We start from the raw sequence: 14830 nt of genomic DNA on the forward strand, positions 1-14830 counted from the left end.
TCCCTTGTCCCTACTGCGGAATCATTCGACCAATTTGGGGACCAACTTCACGATTGTCCCGAAGCGAACAGGCTAGACAAAATTTCCGGTTGCATTCTAAAGATGCGGATATTATGGGCGTATAGTCCTCACTAGCACTCATGTTGCATTTATTAACCGCGGAGTTAAGGTCCTGTTGATATTGCATGTGCAAGCGATATTGGAGATGAGCTCTACTGACGATATCGGCGAGTAGTATACGACAGATAGTCGAAGTCGTAGAAGTCTATAACTGAACGTGTGTAAGTACTAACAATCGTTGGGGATGTCAATTTTTACAATTGATTTACACGGCGACAATTTATGTCGCAAATCTGTGCCGTGATGACTCCCATAATGATGGACTATCCCGTTTTATATCTTTCGCACGAGAAAATATGTCGGGACCCGAATAAAGAAGGTGATTGTCCTATTAATAATGGACGTATCACTAAAGGATGTTCATGCGGGAGCAGAATATTTGTCCGCTGGTTTTCATCGTTGACGACGATTCCAGCATAGTCCGCACGATCGACGGATTTCTGAAGCGGGCTGGGTTTCGAACCGCCAGCGCGGGAAATGTCGCTGGAGCGTTGCAAGGTATTCACGAGCAACTGCCCGACTTGATTCTTTTAGACGTTAACTTACCGGATGGGTCCGGCTTCGACGTATGTAGATCCCTGCATGCCCATGCAACAGCCTTCACCACACCAATTCTTTTTATTTCCGCGAACGAAGACACCTCCACAAAGGTTCAGGGCTTTGAAGTCGGAGGAGTAGATTACATCACCAAGCCAATCGTTGGAGCAGAGGTAATTGCCCGAGTACGGACACATCTACGTCTCAAGCGGGCCTATGAATGGCTCGCCGAGCTTCAGGCTGAGCGAGTGCAGCGATTAGCCATCGCTCAACTGAATCTGATGCCTCATCCGAAGGATTTTCCGGTCGCACACTTTCAGGTTTCTATACGCCAGGTGCTTGCTGCGGGTGGAGACTTTTACGATGTTATCCCTGCTGGGGAAGACATCGTGGATTATTTAATTGCCGATGCTAGCGGGCATGATCTGGCCGCTTCGCTCTGGACTGCGTCGTTAAAGGCGCTGGCTTCCGAATACGCTGGACCGCTGAACCTTCCCGTAGAAATAGTACGTGCCATTAATAGCTCCCTTTGCCGCATTCTTCCCCCTGGAACATTTTTCACTCTCATGTATGCCCGTCTCAACCATCGGACCGGCCGTCTTTCTTTGGTAAATGCAGCTCATCCGCCTGCGATTGTTATTTCTGTCAATGGAGACGAACCGACAATTGTGCAGCAGACAGGTGATGTAGTCGGTGCCTTCGCAGATGCTGTTTTCGGTACGGCTGAAATGACCCTGCTGCCGGGAGATAGGGTCTTCTTTTACACCGACGGCTTGATCGAAACCGGTGGCTCTTTTGAAGAGGGCATTCGGCGCTTGGCCGATACTTGTCTCTCACGGCGAACCTTGCCGCTCCAGGACCTTGTACCTGCAATCGTAGATGAAGTGATGGCCGGATTATCGCCCGAGGACGACACGCTATTCATGGGGGTAGAAAGATGAAGTCGTCTCAGAGGCACACCCCAATTTTGCACCAAAAAATTCCTTCTTGTCTTGCCGAAGTGGATTTGCTCTGCCTGAAGATCCGCGCGTTGCTCCAACCGGAAGATCTTCGCCGGGTTTGCTTCCCGGTTGAGCTATTGGCTCGAGAATGCCTGAATAATGCTGTGATCCATGGAAATCAGAACGAGCCAGATAAGTTCATTCAGTTAAGCCTCTGGGGGGGTCGGGAGTGGATTTGTTTACAGGTGAAGGACGAAGGTCCAGGATTCGCTTGGCGGAAGGCATGTCAAAGCAAGTTGGATACGACTACGCCCTCCAACCGTGGGTTACAACTCTGCGCATTGTATGCCGAACGGATGCGCTTCAGCCGAAGCGGTAACCAGATCACGCTCTGGATACGCAAAGAAAGTAAATAGGAAAGGAAACTGAAATGGCTGCATACGTTATTGAACAGAAGGACCAGCAGGGCTTGGTGAAGTTGATGGGCGATCTTACCGCGCTCCTGGTTCCGGATCTTCAAGCCGGACTTAAAGAGATGCTGAACAATGGCACCCGAGATCTGGTGTTCGACCTGACGTGTACCACGATGCTGGATTCCAGCGGCATGGGCTTGTTGATCGCCGCCGCCAACAGCCTGAGTCCGAAGGGCGGTAAGGTTCAGGTGACTAACGTTTGCCCTGACATCTTTCGCCTGCTCCAAAGCATGCGTTTGACGGGACGCCTCAACGTTAGCGAGAAGGTGGAGTAGGAGGGGCACATGGATACGGGTATGGAGATGGATGATGAATTACTTGGTGAATTCATCAACGAATCGCGAGAACACCTCACCACGATTGAGGCGGACCTATTAGCCATTGAAGATGCTGGAGCGAACATCGATGCGGATTTGGTGAATAAGGTATTCCGGGCTGCCCATTCCATCAAGGGTGCTAGCAGCTTCTTTGGTCTTACCAAGGTCAAGGAATTGTCCCATAGAGCTGAGACAGTACTGGATATGGTGCGGTCGAAGAAAATGATCCCCAACGCGGAGATTACCAACCTTCTCTTGGCGGCTTTTGACAAACTTCGCGAGATGATTAACCACCCTGCCGAGAGCGGTAATGCCGATATCGACGAACTAGTGATGAGTTTGATCGGCTTGACGTCTTCTTATCTACCCCAAGAGCAGAAACCGTCCCTTAGGCAGACGGTCTTGCTCGATCAGGAAGGGGGAGGGCCTTCTATAGTCCTGTCTAAGTTCGACTATGAAAGAGTGCGGGATGCCGGACAGTGCGTGTACTGCGTCGAATACGATCTGATCCACGATATCGAACGGCAAGGTAGGAACGTGCTTGAAGTTTTTCATGCACTATCGACAGCCGGAGAGATTCTGGATTGTGATGTGAATTTCGAGGCCGTAGGCACGCTGGACGATCCAATTGGAAACCAACTGCCCCTGCGTTTGATTCTTGCTACAGCATTGACGCCTGCCGATATTGATCCTCTATTTCCTCATAATCGGGACAAAGTTAAGCTCCTCATTGAGACTGCTTGGCCTGCGCCCGAAGAAGCTGCTTCGCGAGCCATGGGATCACTGGTTCCAAAGAACCATATTCCAGAAGTTGCCTCCACGGTGGCGCCTATAGTCAAGGCGGAGCGCTCATCCTCAATATCCGCAACCACGAAGCCTACTTCTGCTCCTTCGGCTCCTGCAACGGTAGTGGAGGATACCATCCGGGTTAACGTGGCGATTCTGGAGACACTGGTGAATCTTGCGGGAGAGTTAGTGCTGGGACGAAATCAGCTGCGCGCCGCAATTGCACAGAAGAATACTCGGGCGCTAGGCCGGGCTGATCAGCGCATCAACCAAATCACCACTGAATTGCAGGACGTCATCATGCAGACTCGCCTGCAGCCTATCGGAAATGTTTTTGGAAAGTTCCAGCGCATTGTGCGTGACATGGCAGCGTCTCTAGGTAAAGAAATCGAATTAGATATTAGGGGCAAGGATGTGGCACTCGACAAAAGCTTGATCGAGGCTCTCTCCGATCCATTAACTCACATGGTTCGCAATGCAGTCGATCATGGTGTCGAACTCCCCGAAGATCGCATTCGTTTCGGCAAAAAGCGGCATGGCACGATCATCATCGATGCGCATCACGAGGCTGAACAGGTTGTAGTGGAGATAGCTGACGATGGGCAAGGCATCGATGCAGAGCGCATCGCACAGGCGGCAGAGGCCAAGGGGCTGATTACACACGATCAGGTGCAAAGAATGTCTGTCCAAGACAAGACAGCCCTCATTTTTCTCCCAGGTCTATCTACCGCGAAAAAACTGACTGATATATCGGGGCGCGGCGTTGGCATGGATGTAGTCAAGACCAACCTGGACCGTCTCGGAGGTAAAGTCGAAATCGTCTCGGTGTTGGGCAAGGGAACCACTTTTCGCATTAAATTGCCGCTCACGTTAACGATCATTTCTTCTCTGATTATTTCCGTCGAGGGAGAGCGGTTTGCTATCCCGCAAATCAATGTGGAGGAACTGCTGCGGGTGCAACCGGGAAAGACAAAGGCCCGCATTGAAGTCGTAGGCGGGACTGAGGTGTTGGTGCTACGCGACCGGCTGATTCCGCTTGTACGTTTCGCAAACCTGTTAGGGGTTTTGCCAACGTACATTGATCCCAAAACGAATAGACGTGAGATTGACCGGCGCGAAAGACTGGCAGATCGGCGCTCGGCACATCCTACGGCCGATGTTGGCAAAGAAGAGCAGCAAACGGATAGGCCTGCCGAATTCCCGTCACGGAGAAATGTCAGTGACCGGCGTCGGAGTTCGGCGTCAGCCCTGGAGATTGCGGTGCTCACAACAGGCACGCAGACATATGCTCTTGTTGTCGGAGCGTTTCACGACACTGAAGAGATCGTCGTCAAGCCGCTGGGCTCCCATCTCAAGGGATTGCGAGAGTACGCAGGCGCAACCATCCTGGGCGACGGCACTGTAGCGCTCATTCTGGATGTTGCAGGGCTTGCCGCCAAAGCGGAGTTGGGCATTGTTTCCGATGCTGTACGCGCTCGCGAACAGGAACAAGCCGTCGAGCAGGAAAAACTCGTCGATAGCCACGCGTTGTTTCTGTTCCACAATGGCCCAGAACAGTTATGCGCAGTTCCTCTGGATACGGTGTTGCGCATCAGGCGCATACGGCCACAGCAGATTGAAACAATAAGCGGAAGACGTACGATGCAGCATCGTGATGGATTCTTGCCGCTCATTTCGCTTTCCGACACGGCTCAAGTGAGCGAAATTGCCGAGGCAAAGGAATTGGCCGTGCTGATTGCAAATGTTCGGGGGCACGAAGTTGGCTTGCTTGGAACTATGCCGGTGGATGTGATCGAGACAAGTGTGGGAATCGATCAAGTCACACACCGTCAAAAAGGTGTTGCCGGCTCAGCGATCATTCATGATCGAACCGTCCTTGTGGTTGATCTCTTTGAACTGGTTGATGCCACATGGCCGGAATGGGCGGCGCAGCGCGCGGCGGAGAAACAACAATCGCCCGAAGTAGATAACAGAGTTATTCTCTTGGCTGAAGACTCTGATTTCTTCCGCTCTCAAGTGACCCGCTTTCTCGAGGAAGACGGCTACACAGTTCTTGCTGCACCAGATGGGGAAGCTGCCTGGGATCTACTCGTCGAAAATGTTGACCGCGTGAAGATCGTTGTCACCGACATCGAAATGCCACGTCTGGATGGTTTAGGTCTGACTCAGCGCATTCGCGCCGATGAACGTACTGCCTTGTTGCCGGTTATTGCGATCACTTCGCTTGCTGGTGACGACGATTTTGCTCGGGGCAAAGCTGCTGGCGTTAGCGAGTACCAAACCAAACTTGATCGTGACAACCTGCTTGCTGGTTTGCAGCGTTTTCTGCTTGCCGACATAACAAACTCTGTGCAAGCAAATTAGCTATTTCAGTAGAAACAGTTAAGAAAAATCGATATTCGAGTAAAAAGGAGCTATCTATGAAGTTTACTTTGGCAAGGAAACTAGGACTCGCATTCGCAGTGGTTCTGGCAGTGATGGTGTTCAGCGCGGGATTGACCTACTGGAAGATTTCGGACATGCGCAGTCGTGAAGCGGGGATGATCAGTGTCCGGATACCAAGCTTGATCTATTCTCAGGAGCTGAATGGTCAAATGAGCAATTCAGCGAGCCGGACTCGCGAATACATTCTCATGGCTAGCGATCCTGAAACAGCGGTGAAGGCCAAAGATGCGGTTGAAGCGGCAGAAAAGAAGATGGAGTTTGATATCCAGAAGCTCCAGGAGCTAAGTCCTCACTTCCTTCTTCAAGCAAACAAGGATCGTGTTAAAGCATTGGCCGAGCGCATCAATGAAGCCGATAAGCTCAATAGAGAGATCTTCAATATACGAAAAGCGAATAATCCTGCCAGCGAAGCTGCCGCCGCACAGTACATGTCCAAGACGGTGACACCTTACGTCCTGCAATCGAAGTCGATTACTCAGGAATTGGCCGATTCAATGAGAGAGATCAACGACGCAGAAGCGGTAAAGCTGGAAGAGGCTGCATCCTCCTCAATTTGGATGCTGATACTGACGACGTTGTTAGCCATCTTGGTTGGCAGCTTTGCGGCCTTTTATATCAGCCGTCGAATCTCTACCGACGTAAGCAAAATCCTGGAGCGGGCAAAAGCGATTGCAGGTGGAGATCTTAGCCAGAAGCCCCTGGAATCTACAAGCGAGGATGAAATTGCTGAACTTACATTGGCCATCAATGAAATGACCCTGAGTCTCAGGCGTCTTGTAAGTGACATTTCTAGTGGAGTCCAGACCTTGGGCTCTTCCGCTTCGCAGTTGTCGACTGTGTCAGAACAAACGGCGTCCGGAGTCGCCTCGATGTCGGAGAAAGCAAATGGGGTTGCGGCTGCAGCCGAACAAGCCAGCGTCAGCATCATGTCGGTGGCTTCCGGCATGGAGGAATCGTCTGCCAGCCTCACTTCAGTGGCAGGCGCCACTGAGGAAATGAGCGCTACGGTGGGCGATATTTCCTCTAACACGGCACGCGCGCGGGTAACCAGCGAACAAGCTACCCACAAAGCGATAACGATCTCCGAACAGATGCAAAAACTGGGAAACGCGGCAGAGGAAATTGGTCAGGTAACCGAGACAATCACCGACATTTCGGCACAGACGAACTTATTGGCGCTTAATGCAACCATTGAGGCTGCCCGAGCCGGCGCGGCAGGCAAGGGCTTCGCCGTTGTTGCCAATGAGATCAAGGAGCTGGCAAAGCAGACTGCAGAAGCAACAGAAGACATCAAGGCACGCATTACCGGCGTGCAAAAGTCGACAGGAATTGCTATTGCGGATATCGAGCAAATCACAGAGGTGATTAAAGAGGTGGGCGGCATTGTATCGAGTATTGCAGCGGCCATTGAGCAGCAGGCGGCGGTAACCAAAGATGTTGCTGGGAACATTGCGCAGGCCTCGTCGGGAGTGCGCGATGCAAATACTCATATCGCGCAGACAGCGCAGGTTTCAAAGTCGATAGCGAAAGACATAGCCGGGGTGAACGAGAACGTTCTCGACATTCGGCGTGGCGGCGAACTGGTGCAGCTGAGTTCTGTTGACCTTTCTCGTCTTGCGGACCAGCTGAAAACCCAAGTGGCTCAATTCCGAATGTAAGGAGGTAGCCATGACGATTGAAAGCTCTAGACAAAATGCCGAAGGCGAGCTTCTGGTTGCAACTTTCTTGCTTGGCGACGGCACCTTTGGACTTGATACGACCCTTATCCAAGAGGTGGTGAAGCTGGGTGAGGTTACACCCGTTCGCCATGCTCCAGGCTACGTTGCCGGTATCCGCAATCTGCGGGGACGCATTGTTACAGTAATTGATTTGCGGATTCGATTGGAGTTGCCGATCATTGACCTCGGTCCAGAAACCCGCATCCTGATTGCGGACTGGAAAGGTGAACCGGTCGGGTTGTTAGTGGATGCGGTAAGCGACACCACTGAGGTGGCCGCAGAGGATCTGTTGCCTCCCCCTCTCAACCTGCATGGAGTTCAAATGCAGAAGATGCTTGGAGTATTTCGCTGTGGCGATCGTTTGGCTGCCTTGCTCGATCCCGTTGCAATACTCGATCCCAATGATCCTACAGGGCAGCTTTTAGGTGAAGAGCCAAAATGAGTTTGCGAGTTCTGGTAGTTGATGATGCTGGCTTCTTTCGGCGGGTTCTTTCAGACGCGCTGACAACGCTTCCGGGAGTCGAAGTAGTTGGCAGTGCAGCTAACGGCAAAGTCGCCTTGCAAAAGATCCATGAGTTGCGACCCGATCTTGTCACTCTCGATATCGAAATGCCGGAGATGGATGGTCTAGGCGTTTTGGATGGCTTGCGTCAGAACGGGCAACTGGAGGCAGAAGTCATTGTGGTGAGCGCATTGTCCAGACAAGGAGGCGACCTCACTATGCGTGCTCTGGAGAAAGGTGCATTTGATTTCATTACCAAACCAGACGTCTCGAATCCAGAGCAGGGACGCAAGGCACTGATCCAGGAGTTGAGTCCACGAGTTCTCGCACTCGTGCATCGCTTGGAGGTGCGTTCAATTTTGCGTGGCAAAACCTCCCCAGCCCAGCCGGCAGTTCCCATGAACAAGGTAGTTTCCAAAGGAGTGACGACTGAGGCAGGACTCGATGGGATAGCCATCCGCATGCAACGCCTATCGAACCCGATGAAGCCTGAAATGGTTCTGATCGGTGTATCTACAGGCGGCCCCGAAGCCTTATCCAAGCTGCTGCCTGCGATTCCGGGGGACATTGGCGTGCCAATTCTAATCGTGCAACATATGCCGCCGATCTTTACCAAATCGCTGGCCGATAACTTGACCCCCAAATGCGCGCTACGCGTCCGGGAAGCAGCAGACGGCGAGTTCCCCGCGCCAAACACGGTTTATATCGCACCCGGGGGGCGGCAAATGCGTTTAGGCGTCGGGCCAGGCAGTCGAGCAGTAATGCAAGTGACGGACGATCCTCCTGAAAATAACTGCCGACCAGCAGTAGACTACCTGTTTCGCTCCGCAGCCAATCATTTTCCAGGGCGCGCCATGGCCGTAATACTCACGGGGATGGGTAGTGACGGGACGATTGGTTTGCGTCTACTCAAGCGTCACGGTTGTTTTGTGATTGCTCAGGATGAGGCAAGTTGCGTTGTCTATGGCATGCCGAAAGCAGCAGTGGATGCTGGTGTAGCAGATGCTGTCCTGCCTCTGGATTCGATCGCCAGCCGCATTGTCGCCACTTTGAAAGGAGGCCGGGGTTGAGCACCGCGATTACACGTGAGGAAATGCCCGTGTGGTCTCGTTATATCCAAGAGATCTGTGGGATTCATCTGGACGATTCCAAGGGGTATCTGCTAGAGACGCGATTGGGGAGCTTGCTTCCAGAGGTTGGCGCTGCTACTTTCTCCGAGCTTTTCTACAAGGCGCGAGCAGACGCGACCCTGAAACTCCGTGCAAAAATTATCGAAGCTATCACTACCAACGAAACCTCGTTCTTCCGCGATGCTTCTCCCTTTGAACTACTTCGGAATAAACTGTTTCCCGAACTTATTGACCGGCGCAACCGGAATGGCACACGAGCTACTATCCGCATCTGGAGTGCAGCTTGTTCTACCGGCCAAGAGGCGTACAGCACGGGCATCGTACTCAAAGAGTTGCTTGGAGATCTTACCCGCTATGATATTCGTATCCTGGGTACCGACATATCCAATAAGGTTGTTGCCCACGCAAGCTACGGTGTATACAGTCGCCAGGAACTGGAGCGGGGCCTGCCCCCGGAGATGCTTGCTCGGCACTTTACTCTGTCGGGGGACAAATGGAAGGTCCGTGACGAGATCCGAGCCTTGGCTAACTTTCGCACGATGAATCTGTTGGAACCATTCTCCTTTCCTAATCCTTTCGACCTCATTTTCTGTCGGAACGTAGCCATCTATTTCACGGAGGCGGACAAGACCAGGTTGTTTCGGAACCTCGCCAGATATCTGGCCAAAGACGGTTGCTTAATCATAGGTTCGACAGAGTCTATCTCCGGGCTCTGTCCGGAGCTTGAGCCTAAACGATACCTTAGGACGGTGTTTTATCAGTGGAAGGGGCTGGCCTGAAGGCAGAGGCGCAAGATCCTGAATGGCCCGGAAAGTAGTATTGTCCAACCTGGCAGTTGCCCTCTCGAGGACGTCGGATTTTCCCTTTCGTAAGGAATCCTTTTGCCGATAGGTTAGCTAGCATCCGATATCGGAGCCTGCTTTGACGTTCATCGTCTTCCCCAAGTTGGGAGTACTTGTTTATCTGCGTTTTCACTAGTTGGAGCCGCCAAATACTGTGCTCCCGGCGGATGTGAGATGCGATGACATAGGAGCGGATAGCCTCCGTACGGAATCTCGGTGGGAGTTTGGCATGGGTTCAGCGACGCTGATATCTGATTCAGACACAATTTCAGAATCACCTTTGGTACTGGTGGTCGATAGCCAGCACGAACTCTGTCAGAAGCTTTCTCTGCTTGCTGGAAAACAGTATCGGTACATTGAAGCTTTAAGTGGAGATGCAGCCTTACAGGTTCTAGCCCAGGCCGATGTTGATGTGGTCGTTTCGTATGTGCGAATGCACGACGGAGTCGTTACTGAGTTTCTTCAAACTGTTCACACTCTGTGTCCCAACGCCGCCTGCATCATGATCTCTGACTGTTACGAATCCAACGATGTCATCGATTTTGTTGACAAAGGATGCATCCTTTTCTTTATTCATGAGCCTTTCGAGAGATTAGCCATTCGGACCCTCCTGCAGCAGGCGACTCAGCACTCTCGCCTCCGGCGTGAGCACAATCGCCTCGACGAGGAGCTGACCTGCCTGAACCGGGAACTCGATCAGCGAGCCAAACAACACGCTGCCGAAGTGGAACTCAAGAATGCCGAATTGGCACAAACAAACAAGCTTTTGAAGCAGGCAATTGTCGAGCATGCCTCGCTGGCTGCGGTTGTAGAACAGGCGGCAGATGCTATCGTCATCACCGACATCAGCGGGAAGATCCGGTACGTGAATCCAGCATTCACAGCGATGTCTCTATATACCCGTGAAGAAGCTCTAGGGAAGCATCCGCGCATTTTCAAGTCGGGTTACCACACCCCAGAATTTTACGAAAGACTTTGGAGTACTATCCGGTCCGGACAGGTCTGGCAGGGTGAGTTGACTAACAAACGAAGGGATGGAACCACCTATCACGAAGAAACGAGAATCGCTCCGGTGCTGGACTCGAAAGGGACGATCGTTAGCTATGTCGCGATCAAAAGGGACGTAACCGAACGACTGGCGGTTGAACAGGCACGCCAATTTCAACACTCTCTCATTCGCGCAATACATCGAGTGTCTCTTGACGGAATTCTTGTTGTGGCCAAGGACAATGTCATTGTGTCCCACAATCAGAAATTTCTGGATGTATGGCAGATCTCTTTGTCTACTACCCCAGATACTCTGTCCGAAGCAGCAATCGATCAGTCTCAGTCGATCATGTCTGCGATCCTGGCTCGCGTAAAAGGTGCAGATGCTTTTTTGACGAGAACTCGAGAGCTGGAAAGCAATCCTGAGATTAACGACCATTGTGAAATTGAACTTAAAGATGGCAGGACACTTGAACGCTATTCCAGCAGTTTACGAAGCGAAAATGGGGAGCACTTGGGGCGCGTATGGTTTTTTCGAGATATCACGATTCGCAAGCAGGCCGAGCGCGCTTTGCAGGCAAGTGAAGAGAAATTTCGCCAGTTAACGGAAAATCTTCGCGACGTGTTTTTTATGCGTGATCCGGCAACAGACGAAACACTCTACGCCAGCCCTGCGTATGAACAAGTTTGGGGTAGAAGCTGTGAGAGCTACTACAAATTTCCGATGTCGTGGCAGGAGTCAATTCATCCCGATGATCTGGAACAGGTCCGCTTAATGGTTGCGAAGCAAAAGCAGGGAGAGGCTACGGAAACGGAATACCGAATACGAACACCTGACGGACAGGAGAAATGGATCCGAAGTCGGGCTCTTCCTATTCATGATCAGGACGGGCAACTGATTCGAATTATCGGGATTGCGGAGGAGATTACCGAGCGGAAGCGCTACGAAGCTGAACTGATACATACCCGAAACGAAGCGGATGCTGCCAACCAGGCCAAGAGCGAATTCCTGGCCAACATGAGTCACGAGATTCGTACACCTATGAACGGTGTTTTGGGGATGACGGACCTCCTGTTAAATTCTGATCTCAATCCGGAGCAGCGGCATTATGCGGAAGTGGTTTCAGCCAGCGCCAAATCGTTGCTGGATGTGATTGACGATATTCTTGACTTTTCCAAGATCGAAGCTGGCAAGCTGGATCTCGAACTGCTGGACTTCAACCTGAGAGTCCTAATAGATGACTTAGCAGCCATGATGGCTGGGCGTGTCGCCGGGAAACCAGTGAAATTTGTCTGTGCCATGGCACCCGAAGTGCCCGCACTTCTCCACGGAGACCCAACTCGCTTGCGTCAAGTGCTGGTGAATCTGGTCGGCAATGCCATAAAGTTCACTCGTCAAGGCGAAGTTATAGTTCATGTGGCGCTAATTTCGGAAAGCGAGGCCGAAGTGGCATTGCGCTTTACCGTACGAGACACTGGCATCGGCATTTCCAAGAGCAAACAACACCTGCTATTCACCAGTTTCATGCAGATGGACGCTTCCACTACACGCCAATATGGCGGCACGGGTTTGGGGCTGGCTATTTCCAAACAGCTGGTAGATCTAATGGATGGTGAAATCGGAGCGGAGAGTCAGGAAGGCGAAGGCTCGGAGTTTTGGTTTACGATCCGTCTTGGCAAACAGCTTGCAGCCAAGCAAGGGAATACTGCGTCAGCAGGGATACAGGGAGCACGCATTTTGGTGGTTGACGACAATGCCACCAACCTGGAAATACTTACAGTCCAACTCCAGTCCTGGGGAGCGATTGTGACTGCAGTGGAAGATGGTTCGACTGCAATGGCCAGGTTGCAGGAAGCGGTGACCGCTGAAGTTCCCTTCAAACTGGTGATACTCGATATGTTGATGCCCGATGTGGATGGGGCCACACTGGGCCGGACGATTTTGGCAGACGAAACTCTGAAGACAATTCCTCTCGTAATGATGACATCCTTGGGACAACGCGGAGATTCTCACCGGGTCAAGGAAATAGGGTTCGCGGCATATCTGACTAAGCCGGTGCGGAAGTCCGATCTATTTGACTGTCTGGCGGCTGTGTTGACGGAGCAGCCTAAGAAAGAGCGCGCTCTCATTACCCGGCGGAGCCTGAGGGAGGCTCGCCTCAGCAATACCCGAATCCTGCTGGTCGAGGACAATCTTACCAATCAGGAAGTGGCTCGTGACATGCTCCGGTTGCTTGGATGGCACGCTGATGTGACTTCCGATGGCAAACAGGCCGTGCATGCACTCGAAACACTTTCTTACGATTTGGTGCTCATGGACGTGCAGATGCCGGAAATGGATGGATATGAGGCCACGCGGCGGATTCGTGATCCTCAATCTAAAGTGCTCAATCACAATGTTCCCATCATTGCACTTACCGCACATTCTATGGTAGGAGATACCGAAAAATGTCTTGCTGCCGGGATGAGCGATTATATTGCCAAGCCAATTGATTCGACGATTTTAGCCAAAGTGGTGGAGAAGTGGTTAATGCGAAAAGCGCACCAAATTCAACCAGAATCTCACGTCGAATCGGCCATGGATAGCAAGATGACATCGAGACCGGTAAACAAGTCTCTGGTTTTCGACAAGGAGACATTCTTACGGCGCATGATGGGCGATGAAGATTTCGCTCGCTCTGTAGCAGTTGATTTTCTCGAAGAGTTACCCGGCTTGCTGAGTGTACTGAGAGAGCAGGTCAAGCGGGGCGATCTTGAATGTATCTGGAAACAGGCTCACAAGATGAAGGGAGCCGCAGCCAACGTAGGAGGAGAGGCGCTTAGGGAGGTGGCCCAGGAAATGGAACAAACAGGCCGCGTGGGTGATTTAGCGGGAACCGTTGGCTGGCTTCCAGAGTTGGAACTGCAAGTTGCTCGATTGCTAGAAGCATTGCAACTGGCAGTAATTGTCTCTCCATGGTAGTTGTGCATGCGAGTCCATATCCCATCTTTGCTCAATGAGAGAAAAGGACAAAATCGGCCGAAACTTTGATGCATACGGTAGAGGTCAGCGGTTTGAATCCCATTGTGTCTACATTCTTCCTGTCACATAGAGGTTGCTACTCACTAGACTAGGCTCAAGACTTTAAACACCATCCAATACCCAGACGCGTAGATCTGCATAGTAAATTGCGGGCATTCCGATGGGTAGTACGCTCCAGGATATTACGGCTTTCGAAATTGTAGATCGGATCTGCATGTCGATTACAAAGAGAACCTTTCAGGTGTAAGAAACTAAGATTTCTATGGCATGTAGTACCGGGTTTCACCTCCGTAGCCGATATCGGAATGGACTACTTGTCGTATGAGTCTTAATCTCTGTAATCCATAATGCCCGAGGCCATTGATCTCGGGACATTGTGTGGATGCTTGTGCGATAGGCCAACCTAAAACTGAGTAACTCACATGACGTTAGTGCACTGGTCAAAGGACCAGACTACGAAGTCTGCCATAGAAGTGTTTCAAACGTTAACCTAGCTGGCATTGGATTCCTAATCAATGGAAGTAGTCCTAGGGAACCTTCCAATTTCGCCCTTCGACAGTCTGAGCGCAAAATCTATGCTCGAAGATACACGTCACCCGATCTTGATGTCATGTGAATGCCGTTTTGGTTATTTTGTCAGGATGGATAACGGTGCCGGAATCAAATGATAATTTTCTATCGATGCTGTATTGATCGGACGATGAACTTAGCGAATACGTATTATCAAAAATTGAGATCTTGTATCCACTCACTTCTTAACATTCTGACCGGTTTGGAAGGTAATTCCGGGGAGAGCTCACAGCAGATTGGGTGTGCTACACCGCTCATGGGTGGTGTGTGACGCGCATCATAGATGGAGTGAAACGCTTTTTCTCGTTTTGGTATTGCCTTTCCTGGGTACGTCGTGGTTGATGGATATCTTGAAAGATACTTTCGTATTATATTCCCGATAAATGCTATGTTCGACTATCATTCTCGCGGAACCCTCGAAAAGCTTAGTCGCGCCTGGA

At 51.4% G+C, this 14830-nt stretch carries 9 protein-coding genes; all 9 read left to right on the forward strand.

The window, feature by feature from the left end; translation table 11 throughout:
* Positions 1–482: 482 nt before the first annotated feature.
* Positions 483–1598 (forward strand): PP2C family protein-serine/threonine phosphatase, encoded by a 1116-nt coding sequence (locus tag AC6I7T_RS23110; protein ID WP_497790120.1) that lies wholly within the window; start codon positions 483–485, stop codon positions 1596–1598.
* Positions 1595–2014 carry an ATP-binding protein gene (locus tag AC6I7T_RS23115; protein ID WP_497790121.1) on the forward strand — a complete coding sequence of 140 codons (420 nt, stop codon included), beginning with the start codon at positions 1595–1597 and terminating at the stop codon, positions 2012–2014. The genes AC6I7T_RS23110 and AC6I7T_RS23115 overlap by 4 nt, the downstream gene beginning before the upstream one ends.
* A 14-nt stretch (positions 2015–2028) precedes the next feature.
* Positions 2029–2346 carry an STAS domain-containing protein gene (locus tag AC6I7T_RS23120; RefSeq protein ID WP_497790122.1) on the forward strand — a complete coding sequence of 106 codons (318 nt, stop codon included), beginning with the start codon at positions 2029–2031 and terminating at the stop codon, positions 2344–2346.
* Between the two features lie 9 nt (positions 2347–2355).
* Positions 2356–5538: a hybrid sensor histidine kinase/response regulator gene (locus AC6I7T_RS23125; protein WP_497790124.1), complete on the forward strand. Its 3183-nt coding sequence runs from the start codon at positions 2356–2358 to the stop codon at positions 5536–5538.
* A 56-nt stretch (positions 5539–5594) separates the two neighbouring features.
* Positions 5595–7277, forward strand: coding sequence for a methyl-accepting chemotaxis protein (locus AC6I7T_RS23130; RefSeq protein WP_497790125.1), 1683 nt, complete (start codon positions 5595–5597; stop codon positions 7275–7277).
* Between the two features lie 10 nt (positions 7278–7287).
* Positions 7288–7779 (forward strand): chemotaxis protein CheW, encoded by a 492-nt coding sequence (locus AC6I7T_RS23135; protein WP_497790127.1) that lies wholly within the window; start codon positions 7288–7290, stop codon positions 7777–7779.
* Positions 7776–8909: a protein-glutamate methylesterase/protein-glutamine glutaminase gene (locus AC6I7T_RS23140; protein WP_497790128.1), complete on the forward strand. Its 1134-nt coding sequence runs from the start codon at positions 7776–7778 to the stop codon at positions 8907–8909. The genes AC6I7T_RS23135 and AC6I7T_RS23140 overlap by 4 nt, the downstream gene beginning before the upstream one ends.
* Positions 8906–9748, forward strand: a complete 843-nt coding sequence (locus tag AC6I7T_RS23145) for a CheR family methyltransferase (protein WP_497790130.1) — start codon at positions 8906–8908, stop codon at positions 9746–9748. Before AC6I7T_RS23140 ends, AC6I7T_RS23145 begins: the two co-directional genes overlap by 4 nt.
* Before the next feature lie 292 nt (positions 9749–10040).
* The gene (locus tag AC6I7T_RS23150) at positions 10041–13760 is read left to right on the forward strand and encodes a PAS domain-containing hybrid sensor histidine kinase/response regulator (protein ID WP_497790131.1); all 3720 of its coding nucleotides are present in this window, start codon (positions 10041–10043) and stop codon (positions 13758–13760) included.
* Positions 13761–14830 lie beyond the last annotated feature (1070 nt).

The sequence above is a fragment of the Humiphilus diazotrophicus genome (assembly GCF_059726315.1).